The sequence below is a fragment of the Oryzihumus sp. genome (assembly GCF_054325275.1).
This window is the reverse complement of record NZ_JBTCWL010000004.1, coordinates 65,645-82,263: the sequence shown is the minus strand read 5'-3', so window position 1 is coordinate 82,263 and position 16,619 is coordinate 65,645. Positions and strand designations below refer to the sequence as shown.

Here is a 16,619-nt window from a genome sequence, read left to right as displayed (position 1 = left end):
GCGGGCCAGCACCGCGCCCGCAGAGGAGAGTCCCCGTGAGCACCGCCACCGCCCTGCGCTGGGGCGCCTTCCGCAGCATCGCCCGCGCCCTGCGCGCCGTCACCCGCCCCGGGAGCCCGGGGATGGGCGCGCGGCTGTCCAGCCTGCCGCGGCTGGTCCGCGCCACCGCTCGCGGCGAGTATGCCGGGACGAGCCTGGGTCGCCTGGCGCTCCTGGTCGGGGCGGTCGCCTACGTCGTGTCACCGATCGACCTCGCGCCGGAGGCGTTGCTCGGCCTGTTCGGCCTGGCCGACGACGCCGTCGTCGTGTCCTGGATCGCGACCACCGTGGTCAACGAGACCGAGGTGTTCCTCGCGTGGGAGGAGCAGCGCCGCCGGACGGTGCCGGGGGACGTCGTCGGCTGACCCGCCGGGGTCGTGGCGCCGTCGGCGTTGTCCACAAGCCCTCCGCCGTTCGTCCCACCGTCCACAGGCGCGCGGCAGCGCCTGTCGGTGCCGGGCGGTCGCCCGCACGCTCGGGTCATGACGACGACACTCCACCTCCGGGGGCCGGCCGACGTGCTGGCCGTCCTGCCCTACCAGCTCGGCTACCACCCGCGTGACAGCGTCCTGGTGGTCAGCCTCCACGGCCGCCGCATGGGTCTGGTGCAGCGGCTTGACCTTCCGCCGCACGAGCACCTCGACCAGGCGGTCGCGGCCATGACAGGGCCGCTGGCCGCGGACGGGCCCGAGTCGGCCCTGCTGGTCGGCTACGAGGACGCCGAGGGGGCGTCCTCGCCGATGCTCGACGCGCTCGACGACGCCTGTGACGAGATGGGGCTGCCGGTGGCGGACCGTCTCGTGGTGCGGGAGGGGCGCTGGTTCGCCCTCGACTGCACCAGCGAGGCGTGCTGCCCCACGGCGGGCACGCTGCTGCAGCCCGGCCACGAGGTGCCGGCGGTGGCCGACTTCGTGGGCATGGAGGTGGCGCCGCTGGTCGACCGGGAGGCCCTCGTGGCCAGCCTGCAGCCGGGGTCCCACCCGCTGCTGACCCGCGCGGTGCGGGCCTGCGCGCAGGAGTGGCTCCAGGTGGTGTCGGACGGCCACGACGAGCACCAACCCGACCTGGAGAAGCAGCGAGCGCGGGCGCTGGCCGTGTGGGCCGAGCTGCTGCGTGAGGACGACGCGGCCCCGGCGGTCACCGACCTGCCGCCGGGCGACCTCGCCCTGGCCGCGTGCTCGCTGGTCGACGTGCACCTGCGTGACGCGCTGGTCGCCTGGCTGTGTCCCGGCACCCTCGAGCTGGACCTGGTCGACCCGGGCCTGCGTGAGCAGCTGCGCCGCTTCCTTCCCGTGCGTGGCTGGGGGCGTGGGGAGCCGGACGTCGCCGAGGTCACCGCACAGCGCCGGGTCGAGGCCAGGCTGGTGGCCCTGTGCGGGGTCCTTCCCGACGAGTGGGCGGTCGCGGCCCTCACGGTGCTGGCCAACCTCGCCTGGTGGCGCGGCGACGGCGCGCTCACCCGAGTCGCGCTGGACCGGGCGCTGGCGGTCGACCCCGGCTACCGGCTTGCCGCGTTGCTGGAGCGCATGGTCGACCTCGCGATCCGTCCCGACCGCGCCTCCGCCTGAGCCGTGTGGCCCTTGGGCAGGGGGGTCCAGCACGCGGACGGTCGGTCGGGTCGGTGGGGCGTCGGGCGTACAGTTGCGGGCAGGTCATGAGCTCCAGCGCGTAGCCCCGGCTTGCTGGACGGCAACCCTCCACCGCGGTGGGGTGCCCCGGGTGATGACCGGGCCACCTGGACCACAGGTGGCAAGCGCGGGCCCGGCCGGGCCCTGACGACCTCCCAGGGAGCCGCCGTGACCGTGATCTCCGACCCGCTGCGTGCCACGACCGGCCCCGGCCGTCGGCAACTCGCCGTCGGTGGCCTGGCCCTCGAGGTCGGCGGCTCGCTGCCGGAGGTGCGGGTGGCCTATGAGACGTGGGGCCGGCTCAACGCCGCCCGCGACAACGCCATCCTCGTCGAGCACGCCCTCACCGGGGACAGCCACGTCGCCGGACCGGCCGGCGCGGGCCACCCCACGCCGGGCTGGTGGGACGGGCTGATCGGTCCCGGCCGGCCGCTGGACACCAACCGTTTCCTCGTCGTCGCCAGCAACGTCCTCGGCGGGTGCCAGGGCACCACCGGCCCGGCCAGCAGCGACCCCGACGGGCGCCCCTGGGGCAGCCGCTTCCCCTATGTCACCGTCCGCGACCAGGTCGAGGTGGAGGCCCGCCTGGCCGACGCGCTCGGCGTCGAGCGCTGGGCGGCCGTCCTCGGCGGGTCCATGGGCGGCATGCGGGCGCTGGAGTGGGCGGTCACCCACCCCGACCGGGTGGAGGCCTGCATCGTGCTGGCCAGCGGTGCCTACGCCACCGCCGAGCAGATCGCCTGGTGCCAGCCGCAGCTGCTGGCCATCCGGCAGGACCCGCACTTCCGGGGCGGGGACTACTACGGCCACCCGGTCGGCCCGGACGCCGGGCTGGGCCTGGCGCGCCGGATCGCGCACGTGACCTACCGCAGCGAGCACGAGCTGGCCGAGCGCTTCGGGCGCCACCCGCAGGGGGAGGAGCAGCCGCTCGGCGGCGGGGGGCGGTTCGCGGTCGAGAGCTACCTGGACCACCACGCGGACAAGCTGGCCCGGCGTTTCGACGCCAACTCCTACCTCGTGCTCACCGAGGCCATGAACTCCCATGACGTGGGCCGCGGCCGCGGCGGTTGGAAGGCCGCCCTGGAGCGGGTGACCGCCCGGCTCACGGTCGCCTGCGTCGACTCCGACCGGCTCTACCCGCCTCGGCTGTCCGACGAGATCGCGACCGCGCCGGCCGCCGTCGGCCCCGCGCACCGGGTTCGCTCGGACTACGGCCACGACGGTTTCCTCATCGAGATCGGGCAGGTCGGACAGATCCTGCGCGAGGCCCTCGGCGAGGCGTCACCGTCCTCACGACGCGCCCGCTGATATCCGGTACGGTCGCCGCACGGAGCAGCACGCGCTGCGCGACTGGACGAGGAGGTTCAGGTGGCCGTCGTTGTGGGCTACGTGCCGACGAAGGAGGGGCGAGCGGCGTTACGCCGTGCCGCCGAGGAGTGCCTGCTGCGGCGCACCCGGCTGATCGTCATCAACTCCAACCGCGGCGGCAAGGACCTGGACGCCGACGAGGCGACCCGGTTCGACGAGGAGCTGCGCGGGGTCCAGGCCCAGCTCGACGACGTCGGGGTCGAGCACGAGGTGCGCCAGCTGGTGCGCGGCAACGAGCCCGCCGAGGACCTGATCGCCGCGGCCGAGGAGGTCGAGGCCGACTTCATCGTGATCGGCCTGCGCCGGCGCACGCCGGTCGGCAAGCTCATCCTCGGCTCCAACGCCCAGCGCATCCTGCTGGATGCCCCGTGTCCGGTCCTGGCGGTCAAGGCCCCGACCGAGGGCTGAGGGGCGCGGCGGCGCGGCTCGCCACGGGTTGCGCACCGCGAGGGGCGGGAAGGATCGGGCCGCCTCGAGCGTTGTTGCAGGTCGGAGGCGGTGTGCAACGTTGTGGTGGCGCGGATTTCGGGCACTCGGGGCGCGGGCATGACCTCCGACGTTTTACAATGTTCATCTGCACGACCGGAGATGCCGCCGCCGATCCGGTCACCACGAACTTCCCGCAACGTCCTCGGTCTCCGTCGGCACCGCTTTCGGAGCTGATCTGACCTGCGGTGCACCAGAGTCGCGACGAAAGGTAGTCGGTGTCGCCTGTGTCGAACGCCCACCCCGTCCCGTCGGCGGAGCGCCCTGCGCGCCCGCTGCCGGCTGAGTTCTCCCACCCCGCCCTCCAGGAGCTCCTGGCGGTCGGCAACGCCCACGGCTCGGTCGACAGCAGCCAGCTGCGCGACGCCCTCCTCGGTGCCGAGGTGGAGCCCAAGCGGATGAAGGCCGTCCTGCGCTCGCTGGAGGAGCAGGGGATCAGCGTCACCCTCGACACCGCCACTGCGCACCGTGCGGTTGCCGCCACCTCGGCCCGCCGCACCACCACGGCCAAGGCGACGAAGAAGGCCCCCGCCAAGAAGGCTGCCGGCGCCACGAAGACCGCTGCCAAGCCCGCGGCCACCAAGACGGCGGCGAAGGCGGCGACGCCCAAGGCCGCGGCTGCTGCCGCCGCCGCGCCGGCCAAGAAGGCGGCCGCGAAGAAGGCCACCACCAAGAAGGCCGCGGCCAAGAAGGCCGGCGCCGAGACCGCTGCCGAGGGGGTCGAGGAGGCCGTCGACGTCGACGAGGAGCCGACCGACGTCGACGAGAGCGAGCTCGAGGACGTCGCCGTCGAGGACGAGCCCGAGGCGGTCGTCGAGGAGGGAGCCGAGGACGCCGAGGCCCCGGCCAAGGCGGAGACGGAGGAGGAGTCCGAGGAGGCCGGCTTCGTCATCCGCGACGACGACGAGGAGGACGCCCCGGCCCAGCAGGTCGTCACCGCCGGTGCGACCGCGGACCCGGTCAAGGACTACCTCAAGCAGATCGGCAAGGTCGCCCTGCTCAACGCCGAGCAGGAGGTCGAGCTGGCCAAGCGCATCGAGGCCGGCCTGTTCGCCGAGGAGAAGCTCAACTCCGGCGACAAGATCGACATGAAGCTCAAGCGTGAGCTGTGGTGGATCGCCCAGGACGGCAAGAAGGCCAAGAACCACCTGCTCGAGGCCAACCTGCGTCTGGTCGTCTCCCTGGCCAAGCGCTACACCGGTCGCGGCATGCTCTTCCTGGACCTGATCCAGGAGGGCAACCTCGGCCTGATCCGCGCGGTCGAGAAGTTCGACTACACCAAGGGCTACAAGTTCTCGACCTACGCGACGTGGTGGATCCGCCAGGCGATCACCCGCGCGATGGCCGACCAGGCCCGCACCATCCGCATCCCGGTGCACATGGTCGAGGTCATCAACAAGCTCGCCCGCGTCCAGCGCCAGATGCTGCAGGACCTCGGCCGCGAACCCACCCCGGAGGAGCTCGCCAAGGAGCTCGACATGACCCCCGAGAAGGTTGTCGAGGTCCAGAAGTACGGCCGCGAGCCCATCTCGCTGCACACCCCGCTCGGCGAGGACGGCGACAGCGAGTTCGGTGACCTCATCGAGGACTCCGAGGCGGTCGTGCCGGCCGACGCGGTGAGCTTCACGCTGCTGCAGGAGCAGCTGCACTCGGTGCTCGACACGCTCTCCGAGCGTGAGGCGGGCGTCGTGTCGATGCGCTTCGGCCTCACCGACGGCCAGCCCAAGACGCTGGACGAGATCGGCAAGGTCTACGGCGTGACCCGCGAGCGGATCCGCCAGATCGAGTCCAAGACGATGTCCAAGCTGCGCCACCCGTCGCGTTCGCAGGTCCTGCGCGACTACCTGGACTGACCCGCAGCCCCACGACAGCGCCCGTCACCCCCGAAGGGGTGGCGGGCGCTTCGTCGTCCTCCGTCGAACGACGGAGGCGCCCGCCCTCGCCGGGCCGTGACAATCGGCGCACGATGCGCTCGACGACGACGGAGGCAGGATGCACGGGGACCGGGGCCTGGCGCCTCCGCACGGTGGGAAGCTGGTCGACCTGGTGGTCGACGAGGGCCGCGCGGCCGAGCTCATGGCGCTGGGGGACCGGTGGCCGTCCTGGGTCCTCACCGAGCGGCAACGCTGCGACCTGGACCTGCTGGCCTGCGGTGCCTTCTCCCCGCTGACCAGCTTCCTCGGCCGGGCCGACCACGCCTCGGTCTGCGAGCGGATGCGCCTCGTCGACGGCACGCTGTGGCCGATCCCGGTGACCCTGGACGTGGACGACCGCACCCGCGACGCGGCCCTGCTGTGGGGGCGCCTGGCCCTGCGCGACGACGACGGCCGTCTGCTCGCGGTGCTCGACGTGCACGAGGCCTGGCGGGTAGACCCGCGCGTGGAGGCCGAGGCGGTGTTCGGCCGGTGCGACCCGGCGCACCCCAGCGTCGACCACCTGCTCTACCGCTCGCACCGGTGGTACCTCGCCGGCCGGCTCGAGGTGCTGCCGTCCGCGACGACCCTCGAGGGGGCGGGGCCGCGGTTCACCCCGGCCGGCCTGCGCGCCCACTTCGACCGGCTCGGCATCACCCGGGTGGTCGCCTTCAACACCCGCAACCCGATGCACCGCGCGCACCAGGAGCTGACCCTGCGGGCGGCGCGGGAGACGGGGGCCCACCTGCTCATCCACCCGGTGGTCGGCCCAACCAAGCCCGGCGACGTCGACGTGGCCACCCGGGTCGCCTGCTACGAGAGCCTGCTGCCTACCTACCGCAGCGGGCAGGCGACGCTGGCCCTGCTGCCGCTGGCCATGCGCATGGGCGGGCCGCGGGAGGCCCTGTGGCACGCGATCATCCGGCAGAACTTCGGCGCCACCCACATGATCGTCGGCCGCGACCACGCCGGACCGGGGCAGGACAGCCTGGGCCGTCCCTTCTATGACCCGTATGCCGCGCAGGAGCTGGTGCGCCGGCACCAGGACGAGCTCGCGGTGTCGATGGTCTCCTTCCCGCAGCTCGGCTACGTCGAGGACACCGACAGCTACGAGCCGGTGGACCAGGTCCCGCCCGGCACGCAGGTCAGCGTCATCTCGGGCACCGAGGTGCGCCGCCGCCTGGCCCGGGGCCAGGCACTGCCGTCCTGGTTCACGCCGCCGGCGGTCGCCTCGGTGCTGCGGCGCCGCTACCCGCCCCTGCCCGAACGCGGCGTGACCGTGGTCCTCGTGGGTGAGCCGGGTGCGGAGACGACCGCCACGGCGGCCGAGCTCGCCTGCCGCCTGCAGGCCCTCGGCCGCAGGGTCCGGCGGATCGGCGACGAGGGCAGCCGCCCGGAGCAGGCGACCCCGACCCCCGCGCCGGTGGCCGACCTGGCCGGGCTGACCGCCCGCGCCGTGGAGTCCACTCGGGCCGGGGACATCGCGTTGTGCACTGTCCACACCGCCGACGCCCCGGCGTTGGAGCGGATGCGGATCGAGGTCGAGGCCTGGGGCGGCTTCTTCCTCGTGCCGGTGGCCCCGGCCGGAACGGCAGGCCGGTCGGGGTCACCGGGTTCAACCGGGGCCGCCCGGGCCAGGGTCGAGGCGCTGCTGGGGCAGCTGCGGGCCCATGGGTTCCTCACCAGTCAGGAGGACCAGGTCAGCGCCTGAGCGGACCGGGGGGAGCACGGCGGGCCCGGGCGATCCCCGGAGCGGGTTGGCGCCCGGCGCGATCGCTCCAGGCGTGTCAGCGCTGGGTGAGGCGCCGGACCAGTGCCGCCACCGCACGGAACGGGCTGCCCAGGGCCCGCGCGGTGCGCCGGCGCAGGCGGCGTACCTCGGCCGTCCCGGCGGAGGGCATGACCACCGCGCGCAGCCGGAGCCAGAGCGGTCGGGTCGGCGCCACGGCCCTCAGGACGCGGTGGGCGTCCTGTCGCACGTCCACGACGGCAGCGCGTGGCGGCGCGTAGCGGGCCCGCTCCAGAGTGCCCAGGACCCGGCCGAGGGCCTGCTCGCCGTCGTGGTCGAGGTAGGCCTCGCGCACGTAGTGGTCATGCAGCTGGCGCGGGGTCTGGCTCGGTGGCGCGGGCATGCCCAGGTCGGCGAGCTGTTCGGTGAGCGCCACCCACTGCGCCTCGACCCGGCCTGCACCGTCGGGAGCCGAGCGCAGCCGCCTCCGACGTGACCACAGCGCTCCTGCCGGGGCGGCGGCCGCTCCGACGAGCCCGAGGAGCACCGCGAGGAGCACCAGCGACCACCCGTGCGGCAGGTGGTCCACCCACGAGGCGCGCGCGCTCCCGCCGGGCAGTGCCGTCTGCGGCGTGGCCACGTCGTTGGCGCGCTCGAGCAGGTCCTGCTTGCGCGTCGAGGAGCTGCTGCCGCTCGCCGTGGTGTCGGTGGGACGCCCCTCGTCGGCGCTGGAGCCCGGCAGGACGGTGGCGTAGATGGGCGCCGCACCGCTGCGGGCGGCCGGTGTCGGCTCGAAGCGCAGCCAGCCGATCCCGTCGAGGTACAGCTCCGGCCAGGCGTGGGCGTCGGCGACCGCGACGGTCCAGATGCCCCGGTCGACGTGGCCGGGCAGGAAGCCGACGGCGATCCGGGCGGGGATGCCCTGCGCGCGCGCCATCATGATCATGGCGGTGGAGAACTGCACGCAGTAGCCCTGGCGCGTGACCAGGAAGTGCGACAGCGGGTCGAGCGGCAGGACGCGCCCGGACTGGTCGGTGACCGGCGGGGCCAGCGTCAGGGAGTAGGTGAACCCGCCGTTGCTGCGCAGGAACTCCTGGATGGCCAGGGCCCTGTCGTAGGCGTTGGTGCGGCCCTTGGTGACCGCGTCGGCGAGGGCGCGCACCCGGGCGGCCGACCGGCTGTCGACCTGCAGGTCGCGGGGGTCGACGACCCGGTTCGTGGTGGCACCGGGCACACCGTCGCGCAGCATGCTGTCGGTGGGCTCGACGTCCCAGTAGGACAGGTCGTAGCCGGAGACCTGGTCGGCGACCAGCACGGACTGGGTGCGGTTGTCCAGGCCCCACCGGGTCCCGCCGAGGTCCGCCCCGGCCAGCGGGTAGGGGGCCGCGAGGTTCGGCGGCTCGAGCAGGTTGCCCAGCACGCTGACCGACTCGCGCCGCTTGGGCACCGACGGGTCGAGCCCGGTCGGCGTCGGCACCGACGGGTCCGCGCTCGTGGCGGTCCGGTCCACGCTGCGCCGCGGCGGCAGCCAGCTGCCGTTGACGTAGGTCGAGCTGACCGTCACCCGCAGTGGCGGGGGCGCGCTCGCGGTGGTCCGGTAGGTCAGGACGGGCCGGGTGCTGCGGTCGGCCAGGTCGCGGGCCAGGTCCAGGCTCTGGCTGAAGCCGACGCTGCCACCGCTGCCGCTGCTGTCGTCGTTGCGGCCCAGTCCCGACAGCAGGAACCGGGTGGGCAGGTGGGGGAGGGCCAGCGGCACGACGAGGGCGGCCGCGATCGCCACCACGCCGAGGGACCGGCCGAGCGTCGCAGTGCCGGCCGCGCCGGTGTCACCCACGGACGACGCCGAGCTGACCGGCGTCAGGGGCGTGGCGCTCGTGGTGCTCCACCGGCGCACGAGCCCGGTGCCCTGGCGGCCGACCATCACCAGCCAGACGACGGCCAGCGCGACGAAGAACGCCGGGTGCAGGGAGGACCCGCTGTTGGCGGAGGAGCCGAGAAAGACGGCCAGCAGGGGCAGGCCGGCCATGGCCGCCGACCGCCGGGTGACCGCGAGGTAGTCCACGACCACGGCGACCACCCCGGCGACCAGCCCGACGAGCAGGGACAGGCCACGTGTGGTGGGTGCCGGAGCGGTGAAGCTCTCGATCGTCCCGCGCGCGTCGACGAGCAGGCTGTTGAACGCCGTCGCCGTCTCGATGCCGGGCAGCCCGTGCCACAGGTGCCCGCGGCCGTAGAGCCAGCCCGCCACGACCGCCGCGGCGACCGTCTGCGCCAGGGCGACCTGCCAGCCGCGCAGCCGGACCGAGCGGGCGGCGACGCCGACCAGAGCCACCACGAGGACCATGGCGACGGCTCCGCGGACCCACTCGCCGGAGTCCAGCAGCGTGGTCACCGGCCAGATGGCGGTGACAGTGGCCAGGGCGGCGAGGGCGGCCTCGCCCGGTCGCGCGTTCACCCGCCGACCCCGATCCGGCTCGATCCGGTCGACACCGCGGCCCAGGCCCGGGCGATCGACTCCCCGGAGCGCACCACCCGCGTGCCCCACCCGGCTGCCCGGGCGACCTCGGCGAGGTCCTCGGCGCGGCTGCCGCCGGTGCTGCCCCCGTGCGCGAAGCTGGCGGAGTCGAGCAGCAGCAGCAGTGCCACCCCGCCCGGCTGGCGCAGGGTCAGCAGCTGGCGCAGCAGCTCCTCGTCGTGGTCGGTGGCGACCGCCACGACCAGGCCGCCGGCCGCGGTCAGGGGGTGCGCGGCGTGCAGCACGTCGTCGAGGGTCGGGCCGGGGTCCGTGGCGGCCAGGGCGAGCGCCTCGAGGGCGGAGTCCACGTCGATGATCTCCGCGGAGCGCCCCTCGGTGACCGACTCGTGGCTGACCAGGTGCACGGCATACCCGTGGCCCGCGAGGTGCACCGCGACGGAGGCGACCGCGCTGACCGCCCACTCGAACGAGCCGGAGGCCCCGGAGCCGCGGTGGCCCGCGGCGCGCGAGTCCAGCACGAGCACGGCCCGGCGCCGTGCGGGCCGGTCCTCCTGGCGGACCATGAGCTCGCCCTGGTGCGCCGTGGCCGGCCAGTGGATGCGGCGCAGGTCGTCGCCGTCGCGGTACTCGCGGATCGCCACGTCGTCCTCGCCGTGCAGCGCCACCATGTGCGGGATGACGCCCTCGGCGCCGATCCCCTCGCCGCCGGCGCGGCCACTGGTCAGCTCCTCGACGCGGGGGAGCACGAGCACCTCGCTGGTGGAGCTCAGGGCCACCGCCCGCGCGGACAGCCCGAACGGGTCCCGGATGCGCAGGGTCAGTGGCCCGAGGCGGTGCCGCCCGCGCAGGTGCGACCGGATCGCGTAGCTGACCTCGCGGCGCTCGCCCGGAGCCATGCGCGGCAGGACGAAGCGGGGCCGGTCGCCCAGGGTGTAGTCGACGCGCTCCTCGGCCATGAGGATCGGCGAGCGTCGCGTGCCGGTGTTGCCGAACTCGACCTCGACGGTGGCCACCTCGTCCACGGCCAGCCGCGCGGGCCGGACGCGGCGTTCCACGCTCAGCTCCGGCAGGGCGCGGCGGCTGGTCAGTGACGCGAGCACGGTCAGGGCGACGAGCAGCACCCCGATCCGGGTCAGGTCGCCCAGGCCGAGCCCGAGCCCGGTGACCACGAGCGTCAGCCCGGCCGCGACGAAGGCCCGGCCCCTGGTGGTGAGCACGTCCTTGAGCCGGGTCATCGGGGTCGCCTCGGGCTGGTCATCGGGCTGGGTGCGCGTCGTGCTGCCGTGCCGGTCACCGACCGGCTGCGGGGACGGGGACCCGGCGGACGATCTCGTGCAGCACGTCGGCGGGGGTGCGCCGCGCGAGCTGGGTCTCGCCGGTGAGCAGGAGCCGGTGCGCGAGCACGGGCACCAGCAGGGCCTGCACGTCGTCGGGCAGCACGTGGTCGCGCCCGGCGAGGGCGGCGTGCGCCCGGGCGCTGCGCAGCAGGTGCAGCGACGCGCGCGGGGAGGCGCCCAGGCGCAGGGCCGGGGTGCTGCGGGTCGCGGTGATGAGGTCGACGACGTACTGCTTGACCGCCGGGCTGGTCCACAGGGTGCGGACCGTCTCGATGAGCTTGGCCACCGTCTCGCCGTCGGTGACGGGCACGAGGTCGTCCAGGGGCGAGGTGTCGCCGTGGGTCTCCAGCATGGCCACCTCGGCCGCGGGGGAGGGGTAGCCCATGGAGATGCGTGCCATGAACCGGTCGCGCTGGGCCTCCGGCAGCGGGTAGGTGCCCTCCATCTCGATGGGGTTCTGCGTGGCCATGACGATGAACGGCTTGTGCAGCTCGTAGGTCTGGCCGTCGACGGTGACCTGGCCCTCCTCCATGCACTCCAGCATCGCCGACTGCGTCTTGGGCGAGGCCCGGTTGATCTCGTCGCCGACCACCACGTTGGCGAAGATCGCGCCGGGGCGGAACTCGAAGTCGCGCAGGTCCTGGTTGAAGACGCTGACACCGGTGATGTCGCTGGGCAGGAGGTCCGGGGTGAACTGGATCCGGCGCACCGAGCAGTCGATCGAGCGGGCCAGCGCCTTGGCCAGCATCGTCTTGCCGACGCCGGGCACGTCCTCGATGAGCAGGTGGCCGCCAGCGAGCAGCACGGTGATCGCCGTGGTCACGACGTCGGGCTTGCCCTCGATGACCGACTGCATGGCGGTGCTGATCCGCCCGGCCACGTCTCCGACCAGCTCGAGGCTGTCGTTGCCACCGGCCTGGGTCCCCGACTCCACGTCCATGTCCTGATCTTGCACGAAACCGCCGCCGGCGGCGCTGCTCCCGCTCAAAGTTCATTCCCCCTTCGGTCCGGGGAGATCCTGCCCCCACTTCCCTCCACGTCCCCCACCCCTGACGCGGTTCGATGCCGATTCGTCATGTTCCCCGTGCGTGGCCCCGCACGGCGCGGCCTGCGCCACTCGCCAGCGGACGGCTGGACGGCCAATTTTCCCCCACCGCGCCCCACCCCGGCTGACCTGCGCAAACCCGGCAGAAGTCGGGCCGTGTGTTGCGTCAAAACGGCTTGCGGTGGAGGAGAGTGGGGTAAAGTGGGGCGACAAGGAGAGCAGTGGTCGCGCGACAGCCGCAGGGGGGAGGAGGCGCCGTGTTCCTCGGCACGCACACCCCCCGGCTGGACGACAAGGGCCGACTGTTCCTCCCCGCCAAGTTCCGGGACCGCCTCGCCGGCGGCCTGGTGGTCACCCGCGGGCAGGAGCGCTGCCTCTACGTCTTCCCCATGGACGAGTTCGTCCGCGTGGCCGAGTCGATCCGGCAGGCGCCCGTCACCAGCAAGGCCGCCCGCGACTACGCGCGCGTCTTCCTCTCCGGCGCCTCCGACGAGATCCCCGACAAGCAGGGCCGGGTCACCATCCCGGCGACCCTGCGCGAGTACGCCGGCCTGAGCCGGGACTGCACCGTCATCGGCGCCGGATCCCGCGTCGAGGTCTGGGACAGCACCGCGTGGGCCACCTACCTCGAGGGCACCGAGCAGGCGTTCGCCGAGCAGGCCGAGGAGGTGATCCCCGGGCTCCTCTGACCCCCGGAGGGCCGCCCCACCGGCCCTGCTGCCAGGTCTCCACCCGCTTCGCGTCCCGGGACACCTTCCCCGGCCCCGGGCCGCACCCCTTGGAGCGGTTGGAGACCTGACTGCAGGACCACCCACCCGGACCTTGACCCCGAGCCAGCCACCCGTCATACCAAGAGAAGGAAGCCCCACCCATGAACGCACGAGGGACCGCCGAGCAGCGGCACGTCCCCGTCCTGCGTGACCGCATCCTCGACCTGCTCGCGCCCGCGCTGGCCGAGCCGGGCTCGGTCTACGTGGACGGCACCCTCGGCATGGGCGGGCACGCCGAGGCGGTGCTCCAGCGCTGCCCCAACGCGCGGGTGGTCGGCATCGACCGTGACACCGAGGCGCTGGAGCTGGCGGGGGCGCGGCTGGCCGCGTTCGGCGACCGGTTCACCCCGGTACACGCCGTCTACGACGAGGTCGCCGACGTGCTCGACGACCTGGACCTGCCACAGGTGCAGGCGGTGCTCTTCGACTTCGGGGTGTCCTCGCTGCAGCTGGACGAGGCCGACCGCGGCTTCGCCTACGCCCAGGACGCGCCGCTGGACATGCGGATGGACCAGACGCGGGGCATCACCGCCGCGGAGGTCCTCAACACCTACGACGCCGCGGACCTCGAGCGCATCCTCAAGGAGTACGGCGAGGAGCGCTTCGCCCGCCGTATCGCGGGTGCCATCGTCCGAGAGCGCGTCAAGGAGCCGTTCACCACCTCCGCGCGCCTGGTCGAGCTGCTGCGCGCCGCGGTGCCCGCGGCCTCGCAGAAGAGCGGTGGCCACCCGGGCAAGCGCACCTTCCAGGCGCTGCGCATCGAGGTCAACCAGGAGCTGGAGGCCATCGCGACGGCGCTGCCCGCCGCGATCGACGCCCTCGCCGTGGGCGGCCGGATCGCGGTGCTGTCGTACCACTCGCTGGAGGACCGGCTGACCAAGCGGGTCCTCGCCGCCGGGGCACGCAGCAGCACCCCGGCCGGCTTGCCGGTGGAGCTGCCCGAGCACGCGGCCTACCTGCGACTGCTCACCCGCGGTGCCGAGGAACCCGGCGCCGCCGAGATCGAAGCCAACCCCCGCGCAGCCTCGGCCCGGCTCCGGGCCGCCGAACGCACCCGGGCCACGAAGGGACACACCGCATGAGCCAGATGACTGCCGCGGCCGCTCGGGTCGGGGTCCGCGCCCCACGCCGCCAGCCCACCCTGCCCAGCCTCCGGGTGGTCAGCGGCGCCGAGACGAAGAAGCCGGGCGCCGGCTTCGCCGTGCTGTGCATGCTGCTGCTCAGCGCCGGCCTGCTCGGCCTGCTGCTGCTCAACACCAGCCTGGCCCAGGGCGCCTTCGCGCTGCACGACCTGCAGGCCACCTCCGGTGAGCTCAGCGACACCCAGGACGCGCTGACCCAGCAGATCGAGACCGCCTCCTCGCCCCAGCACCTGGCCCGCGAGGCCGTGTCGATGGGCATGGTGCCCTCGCAGTCCGCGGCGTTCCTGCGGCTCTCGGACGGGGCCGTGTTCGGCGTGGCGAAGCCGGCGAAGAAGCAGCCCGGCTTTACCGTGATCGGGCAGGTCGTGGTGCCTCCGGCCGTCGCCGCGGCGACACCCGCGCCCGCTGCCTCCGCCACGCCGGCCGCCCAGCCGACGAGCACCACGGCGGTGACCACGAAGAACGGCGTGACGACCACGGTGGTCACGACGGTCAACAGCGACGGAAGCACGACCACGACGACGACGCGGACGACCACCGGCAAGGGGGCGTCCGGCCAGGGCGGCAACGCCAACGCGACGAGCACGAGGTGAGCACGTGAGCCCGAGCCGTGACGGCGGCCGGGGAGGCCCCGCAGGCCGGGGCGGCCCCGGGGCCACCCGCGTCCCGCGAGGCGCCGGGGCGCCGAGCTCGCCGCGGACACCCCGGACCGGCACCGACCGGGCGCCCCGGCCCCCGGCCGGCGGCTCGGGTCGTCCCCCCGCGGACCGCGCCGGCCGGCCCACGGGCAAGGCCCGCCCCACCCCCCAGCGCCAGGGCACCACGGCCGGCGCCGGGGGAGCAGGAGCTGCGCGCCGCCCGCGGCAGGGGCCGCCGAGCGGTTCCGGGCCACGCCCGCACCGCCGGCCGGTCAAGCCGGTCCGGCTCGGCGTCGCGCACCCGCACCGTCGGGTGCGTTTCGTCATGCTCGCGGTGCTGTTCGTCTTCAGCATCTTCGGCGCCCAGCTGGTCAAGATCCAGGCACTGGACGCCAAGAAGATGGCCACGGCGGCGCTGGGCAGCCGGCTCTACACCGTCACGGTGCCCGCGATGCGTGGCGACATCACCGACACCAACGGCGTGGTGCTGGCCACCAGCATCGAGCGCCGCAACGTCACCGCCGACCAGACCGCGGTCCCGGAGTACCAGAAGACGGTCAACGGGCACCTGACCAAGGTCGGCGTGGCCGGCGCGGCCCAGGACCTGGCCCCCCTCACCGGCAAGTCGGTCGAGGAGCTCACGACGATCCTCACGGGAAGCCGTCGCTTCACCTACGTGGCCAAGGGCCTGTCACCGCTGACCTGGCGTCGGATCAACGAGCTGGGCATCCCCGGTATCTACAGCGAGCCCACCAGCCAGCGCACCTACCCGACCTCGACCGCGGCCGCGTCGCTGGTCGGCTTCGTGGGGGGTGACGGCACCGCCGGCGGCGGCCTGGAGCTGCTGATGAACCGCCAGCTCAGCGGCAAGCCGGGCACCCAGACCTACGAGCGTGCCCGCGACGGCCGGATGATCCCCACGGGGGAGCAGTCGATCACCCCCGCCGTGCCCGGCCACACGGTGCAGATGACGATCAACAGCGACCTGCAGTGGTTCGCCCAGAACGCCATCGCGCAGAAGGTGCAGCAGACCAAGGCGCTCTCGGGCACCGTGATCGTCGAGAACGTCCACACCGGCGAGCTGCTCGCCGTCGCCAGCTACCCGACGTTCGACCCCAACAACATCGCCAAGGCCAAGGGCAACCTCGACAACCGGGCCTTCGACGAGGTCTACGAACCCGGATCGACCGGCAAGGTGATGACGTTCGCCTCCGTCCTCCAGGAGGGCGTGGCCAACCCGGAGACCCCGGTGACGGTCCCCGGCACCCTGCCCCGCGCCGGGACGACGTTCCACGACTCCCACGCCCACGGCATCGAGCACCTCACGGCCGCCGGCGTGCTGGCCCAGTCCAGCAACATCGGCACCATCGAGCTCGGCGAGAAGGTGCCCGCGGCCACGCTGCACAGCTACTTCACCAAGTTCGGCGTCGGCCAGGCGTCGGGCATCGGCTTCCCCGGCGAGAGCCCCGGCCTGCTGACGCCCGTCAAGGACTGGAGCGGCTCCCAGCGCTACACGGTGATGTTCGGCCAGGGCCTGTCGGTCAACGCCATCCAGGCCGCCGGCGTCTTCCAGACGATCGCCAACGGCGGGGTCCGCATGCCGCCCACGCTCATCAAGGGCGTGCGGGCCCCGGACGGGACGATGACGCCCACCCCGGCCCCCAGGCCGGTGCAGGTGGTGTCCGCAGCGGTGGCGACGCAGGTGCGCGAGATGCTCGAGGGCGTCGTCAGCAGCGAGGGCACCGCGCCGGAGGCCCGCGTCGAGGGCTACCGCGTCGCCGGCAAGACCGGCACCGCCGACCGCTACGACCCCGCCGTCGGGGCCTACCGCGGCAAGACCGCGTCGTTCATCGGCTTCGCCCCGGCGGACAAGCCCGAGCTCGTCGTCGCGGTGACGCTGCAGCGCCCGGTCAACGGCTACTTCGGTGGCGTCGTCGCCGGCCCGGTGTTCTCGCAGGTCATGACCTACGCGTTGCAGGCCTACAAGATCGCCCCGACCGGGACGACTCCGCCCACCATCAAGCTCCGGACCGACGGGCAGTAACGTC

Annotated in this window: 13 protein-coding genes and 1 riboswitch; of the genes, 10 read left to right on the top strand and 3 right to left on the bottom strand. The window is 73.8% G+C overall.

Features of this window, described 5'->3' with window-relative positions:
* Positions 1-35 precede the first annotated feature (35 nt).
* From ACXVGS_RS01745 to sat, 6 genes are all read left to right on the top strand, one after another.
* Positions 36-404: a YkvA family protein gene (locus ACXVGS_RS01745; protein WP_458536566.1), complete on the top strand. Its 369-nt coding sequence runs from the start codon at positions 36-38 to the stop codon at positions 402-404.
* Positions 405-521: 117 nt separating this feature from the next.
* Entirely contained in the window at positions 522-1,607 is a 1,086-nt protein-coding gene (locus tag ACXVGS_RS01740; RefSeq protein ID WP_458533703.1) for a DUF4192 domain-containing protein, read from the top strand.
* Positions 1,608-1,689: 82 nt separating this feature from the next.
* Positions 1,690-1,801: riboswitch (SAM riboswitch) on the top strand.
* A gap of 34 nt (positions 1,802-1,835) precedes the next feature.
* Entirely contained in the window at positions 1,836-2,975 is a 1,140-nt protein-coding gene (metX, locus tag ACXVGS_RS01735; protein ID WP_458533702.1) for a homoserine O-acetyltransferase MetX, read from the top strand.
* Positions 2,976-3,035: 60 nt separating this feature from the next.
* The gene (locus ACXVGS_RS01730) at positions 3,036-3,443 is read left to right on the top strand and encodes a universal stress protein (protein WP_141788730.1); all 408 of its coding nucleotides are present in this window, start codon (positions 3,036-3,038) and stop codon (positions 3,441-3,443) included.
* Positions 3,444-3,748: 305 nt separating this feature from the next.
* Positions 3,749-5,374 carry an RNA polymerase sigma factor gene (locus ACXVGS_RS01725; RefSeq protein ID WP_458531900.1) on the top strand — a complete coding sequence of 542 codons (1,626 nt, stop codon included), beginning with the start codon at positions 3,749-3,751 and terminating at the stop codon, positions 5,372-5,374.
* A gap of 139 nt (positions 5,375-5,513) precedes the next feature.
* A complete protein-coding gene (sat, locus tag ACXVGS_RS01720; RefSeq protein ID WP_458528028.1) occupies positions 5,514-7,145 on the top strand; it encodes a sulfate adenylyltransferase in 1,632 nt (543 codons plus the stop codon).
* A 76-nt stretch (positions 7,146-7,221) separates the two neighbouring features.
* On the opposite strand, the gene ACXVGS_RS01715 is transcribed toward sat, so the two are convergent.
* The 3 genes from ACXVGS_RS01715 to ACXVGS_RS01705 are packed head-to-tail and all read right to left on the bottom strand — an operon-like array spanning position 7,222 to position 11,916.
* The gene (locus ACXVGS_RS01715; RefSeq protein WP_458531892.1) at positions 7,222-9,618 is read right to left on the bottom strand and encodes a transglutaminase family protein; all 2,397 of its coding nucleotides are present in this window, start codon (positions 9,616-9,618) and stop codon (positions 7,222-7,224) included.
* Entirely contained in the window at positions 9,615-10,874 is a 1,260-nt protein-coding gene (locus ACXVGS_RS01710; RefSeq protein ID WP_458528030.1) for a DUF58 domain-containing protein, read from the bottom strand. Before ACXVGS_RS01710 ends, ACXVGS_RS01715 begins: the two co-directional genes overlap by 4 nt.
* Positions 10,875-10,929: 55 nt before the next feature.
* A complete protein-coding gene (locus ACXVGS_RS01705; protein WP_458528031.1) occupies positions 10,930-11,916 on the bottom strand; it encodes an AAA family ATPase in 987 nt (328 codons plus the stop codon).
* A gap of 362 nt (positions 11,917-12,278) precedes the next feature.
* Here ACXVGS_RS01705 and mraZ point away from each other — a divergent pair, with 362 nt between their 5' ends.
* From mraZ to ACXVGS_RS01685, 4 genes are all read left to right on the top strand, one after another.
* The gene (mraZ, locus tag ACXVGS_RS01700; protein WP_141788725.1) at positions 12,279-12,710 is read left to right on the top strand and encodes a division/cell wall cluster transcriptional repressor MraZ; all 432 of its coding nucleotides are present in this window, start codon (positions 12,279-12,281) and stop codon (positions 12,708-12,710) included.
* 182 nt (positions 12,711-12,892) lie between these two features.
* The gene (rsmH, locus tag ACXVGS_RS01695) at positions 12,893-13,873 is read left to right on the top strand and encodes a 16S rRNA (cytosine(1402)-N(4))-methyltransferase RsmH (RefSeq protein WP_458528032.1); all 981 of its coding nucleotides are present in this window, start codon (positions 12,893-12,895) and stop codon (positions 13,871-13,873) included.
* Positions 13,870-14,526 (top strand): hypothetical protein, encoded by a 657-nt coding sequence (locus ACXVGS_RS01690; RefSeq protein WP_458528033.1) that lies wholly within the window; start codon positions 13,870-13,872, stop codon positions 14,524-14,526. The genes rsmH and ACXVGS_RS01690 overlap by 4 nt, the downstream gene beginning before the upstream one ends.
* 4 nt (positions 14,527-14,530) lie before the next feature.
* Complete coding sequence (locus tag ACXVGS_RS01685) at positions 14,531-16,615, top strand: penicillin-binding transpeptidase domain-containing protein (protein ID WP_458528034.1); 2,085 nt, start codon at positions 14,531-14,533, stop codon at positions 16,613-16,615.
* Positions 16,616-16,619: the final 4 nt, after the last annotated feature.

Bases quoted from the DNA above. Each gene is read 5' to 3' on its own strand.
- rsmH (WP_458528032.1), top strand. From the start codon at position 12,893: ATGAACGCACGAGGGACCGCCGAGCAGCGGCACGTCCCCGTCCTGCGT.
- ACXVGS_RS01740 (WP_458533703.1), top strand. From the start codon at position 522: ATGACGACGACACTCCACCTCCGGGGGCCGGCCGACGTGCTGGCCGTC.
- ACXVGS_RS01710 (WP_458528030.1), bottom strand. From the start codon at position 10,874: ATGACCCGGCTCAAGGACGTGCTCACCACCAGGGGCCGGGCCTTCGTC.
- ACXVGS_RS01690 (WP_458528033.1), top strand. From the start codon at position 13,870: ATGAGCCAGATGACTGCCGCGGCCGCTCGGGTCGGGGTCCGCGCCCCA.
- sat (WP_458528028.1), top strand. From the start codon at position 5,514: ATGCACGGGGACCGGGGCCTGGCGCCTCCGCACGGTGGGAAGCTGGTC.
- ACXVGS_RS01705 (WP_458528031.1), bottom strand. From the start codon at position 11,916: ATGGACGTGGAGTCGGGGACCCAGGCCGGTGGCAACGACAGCCTCGAG.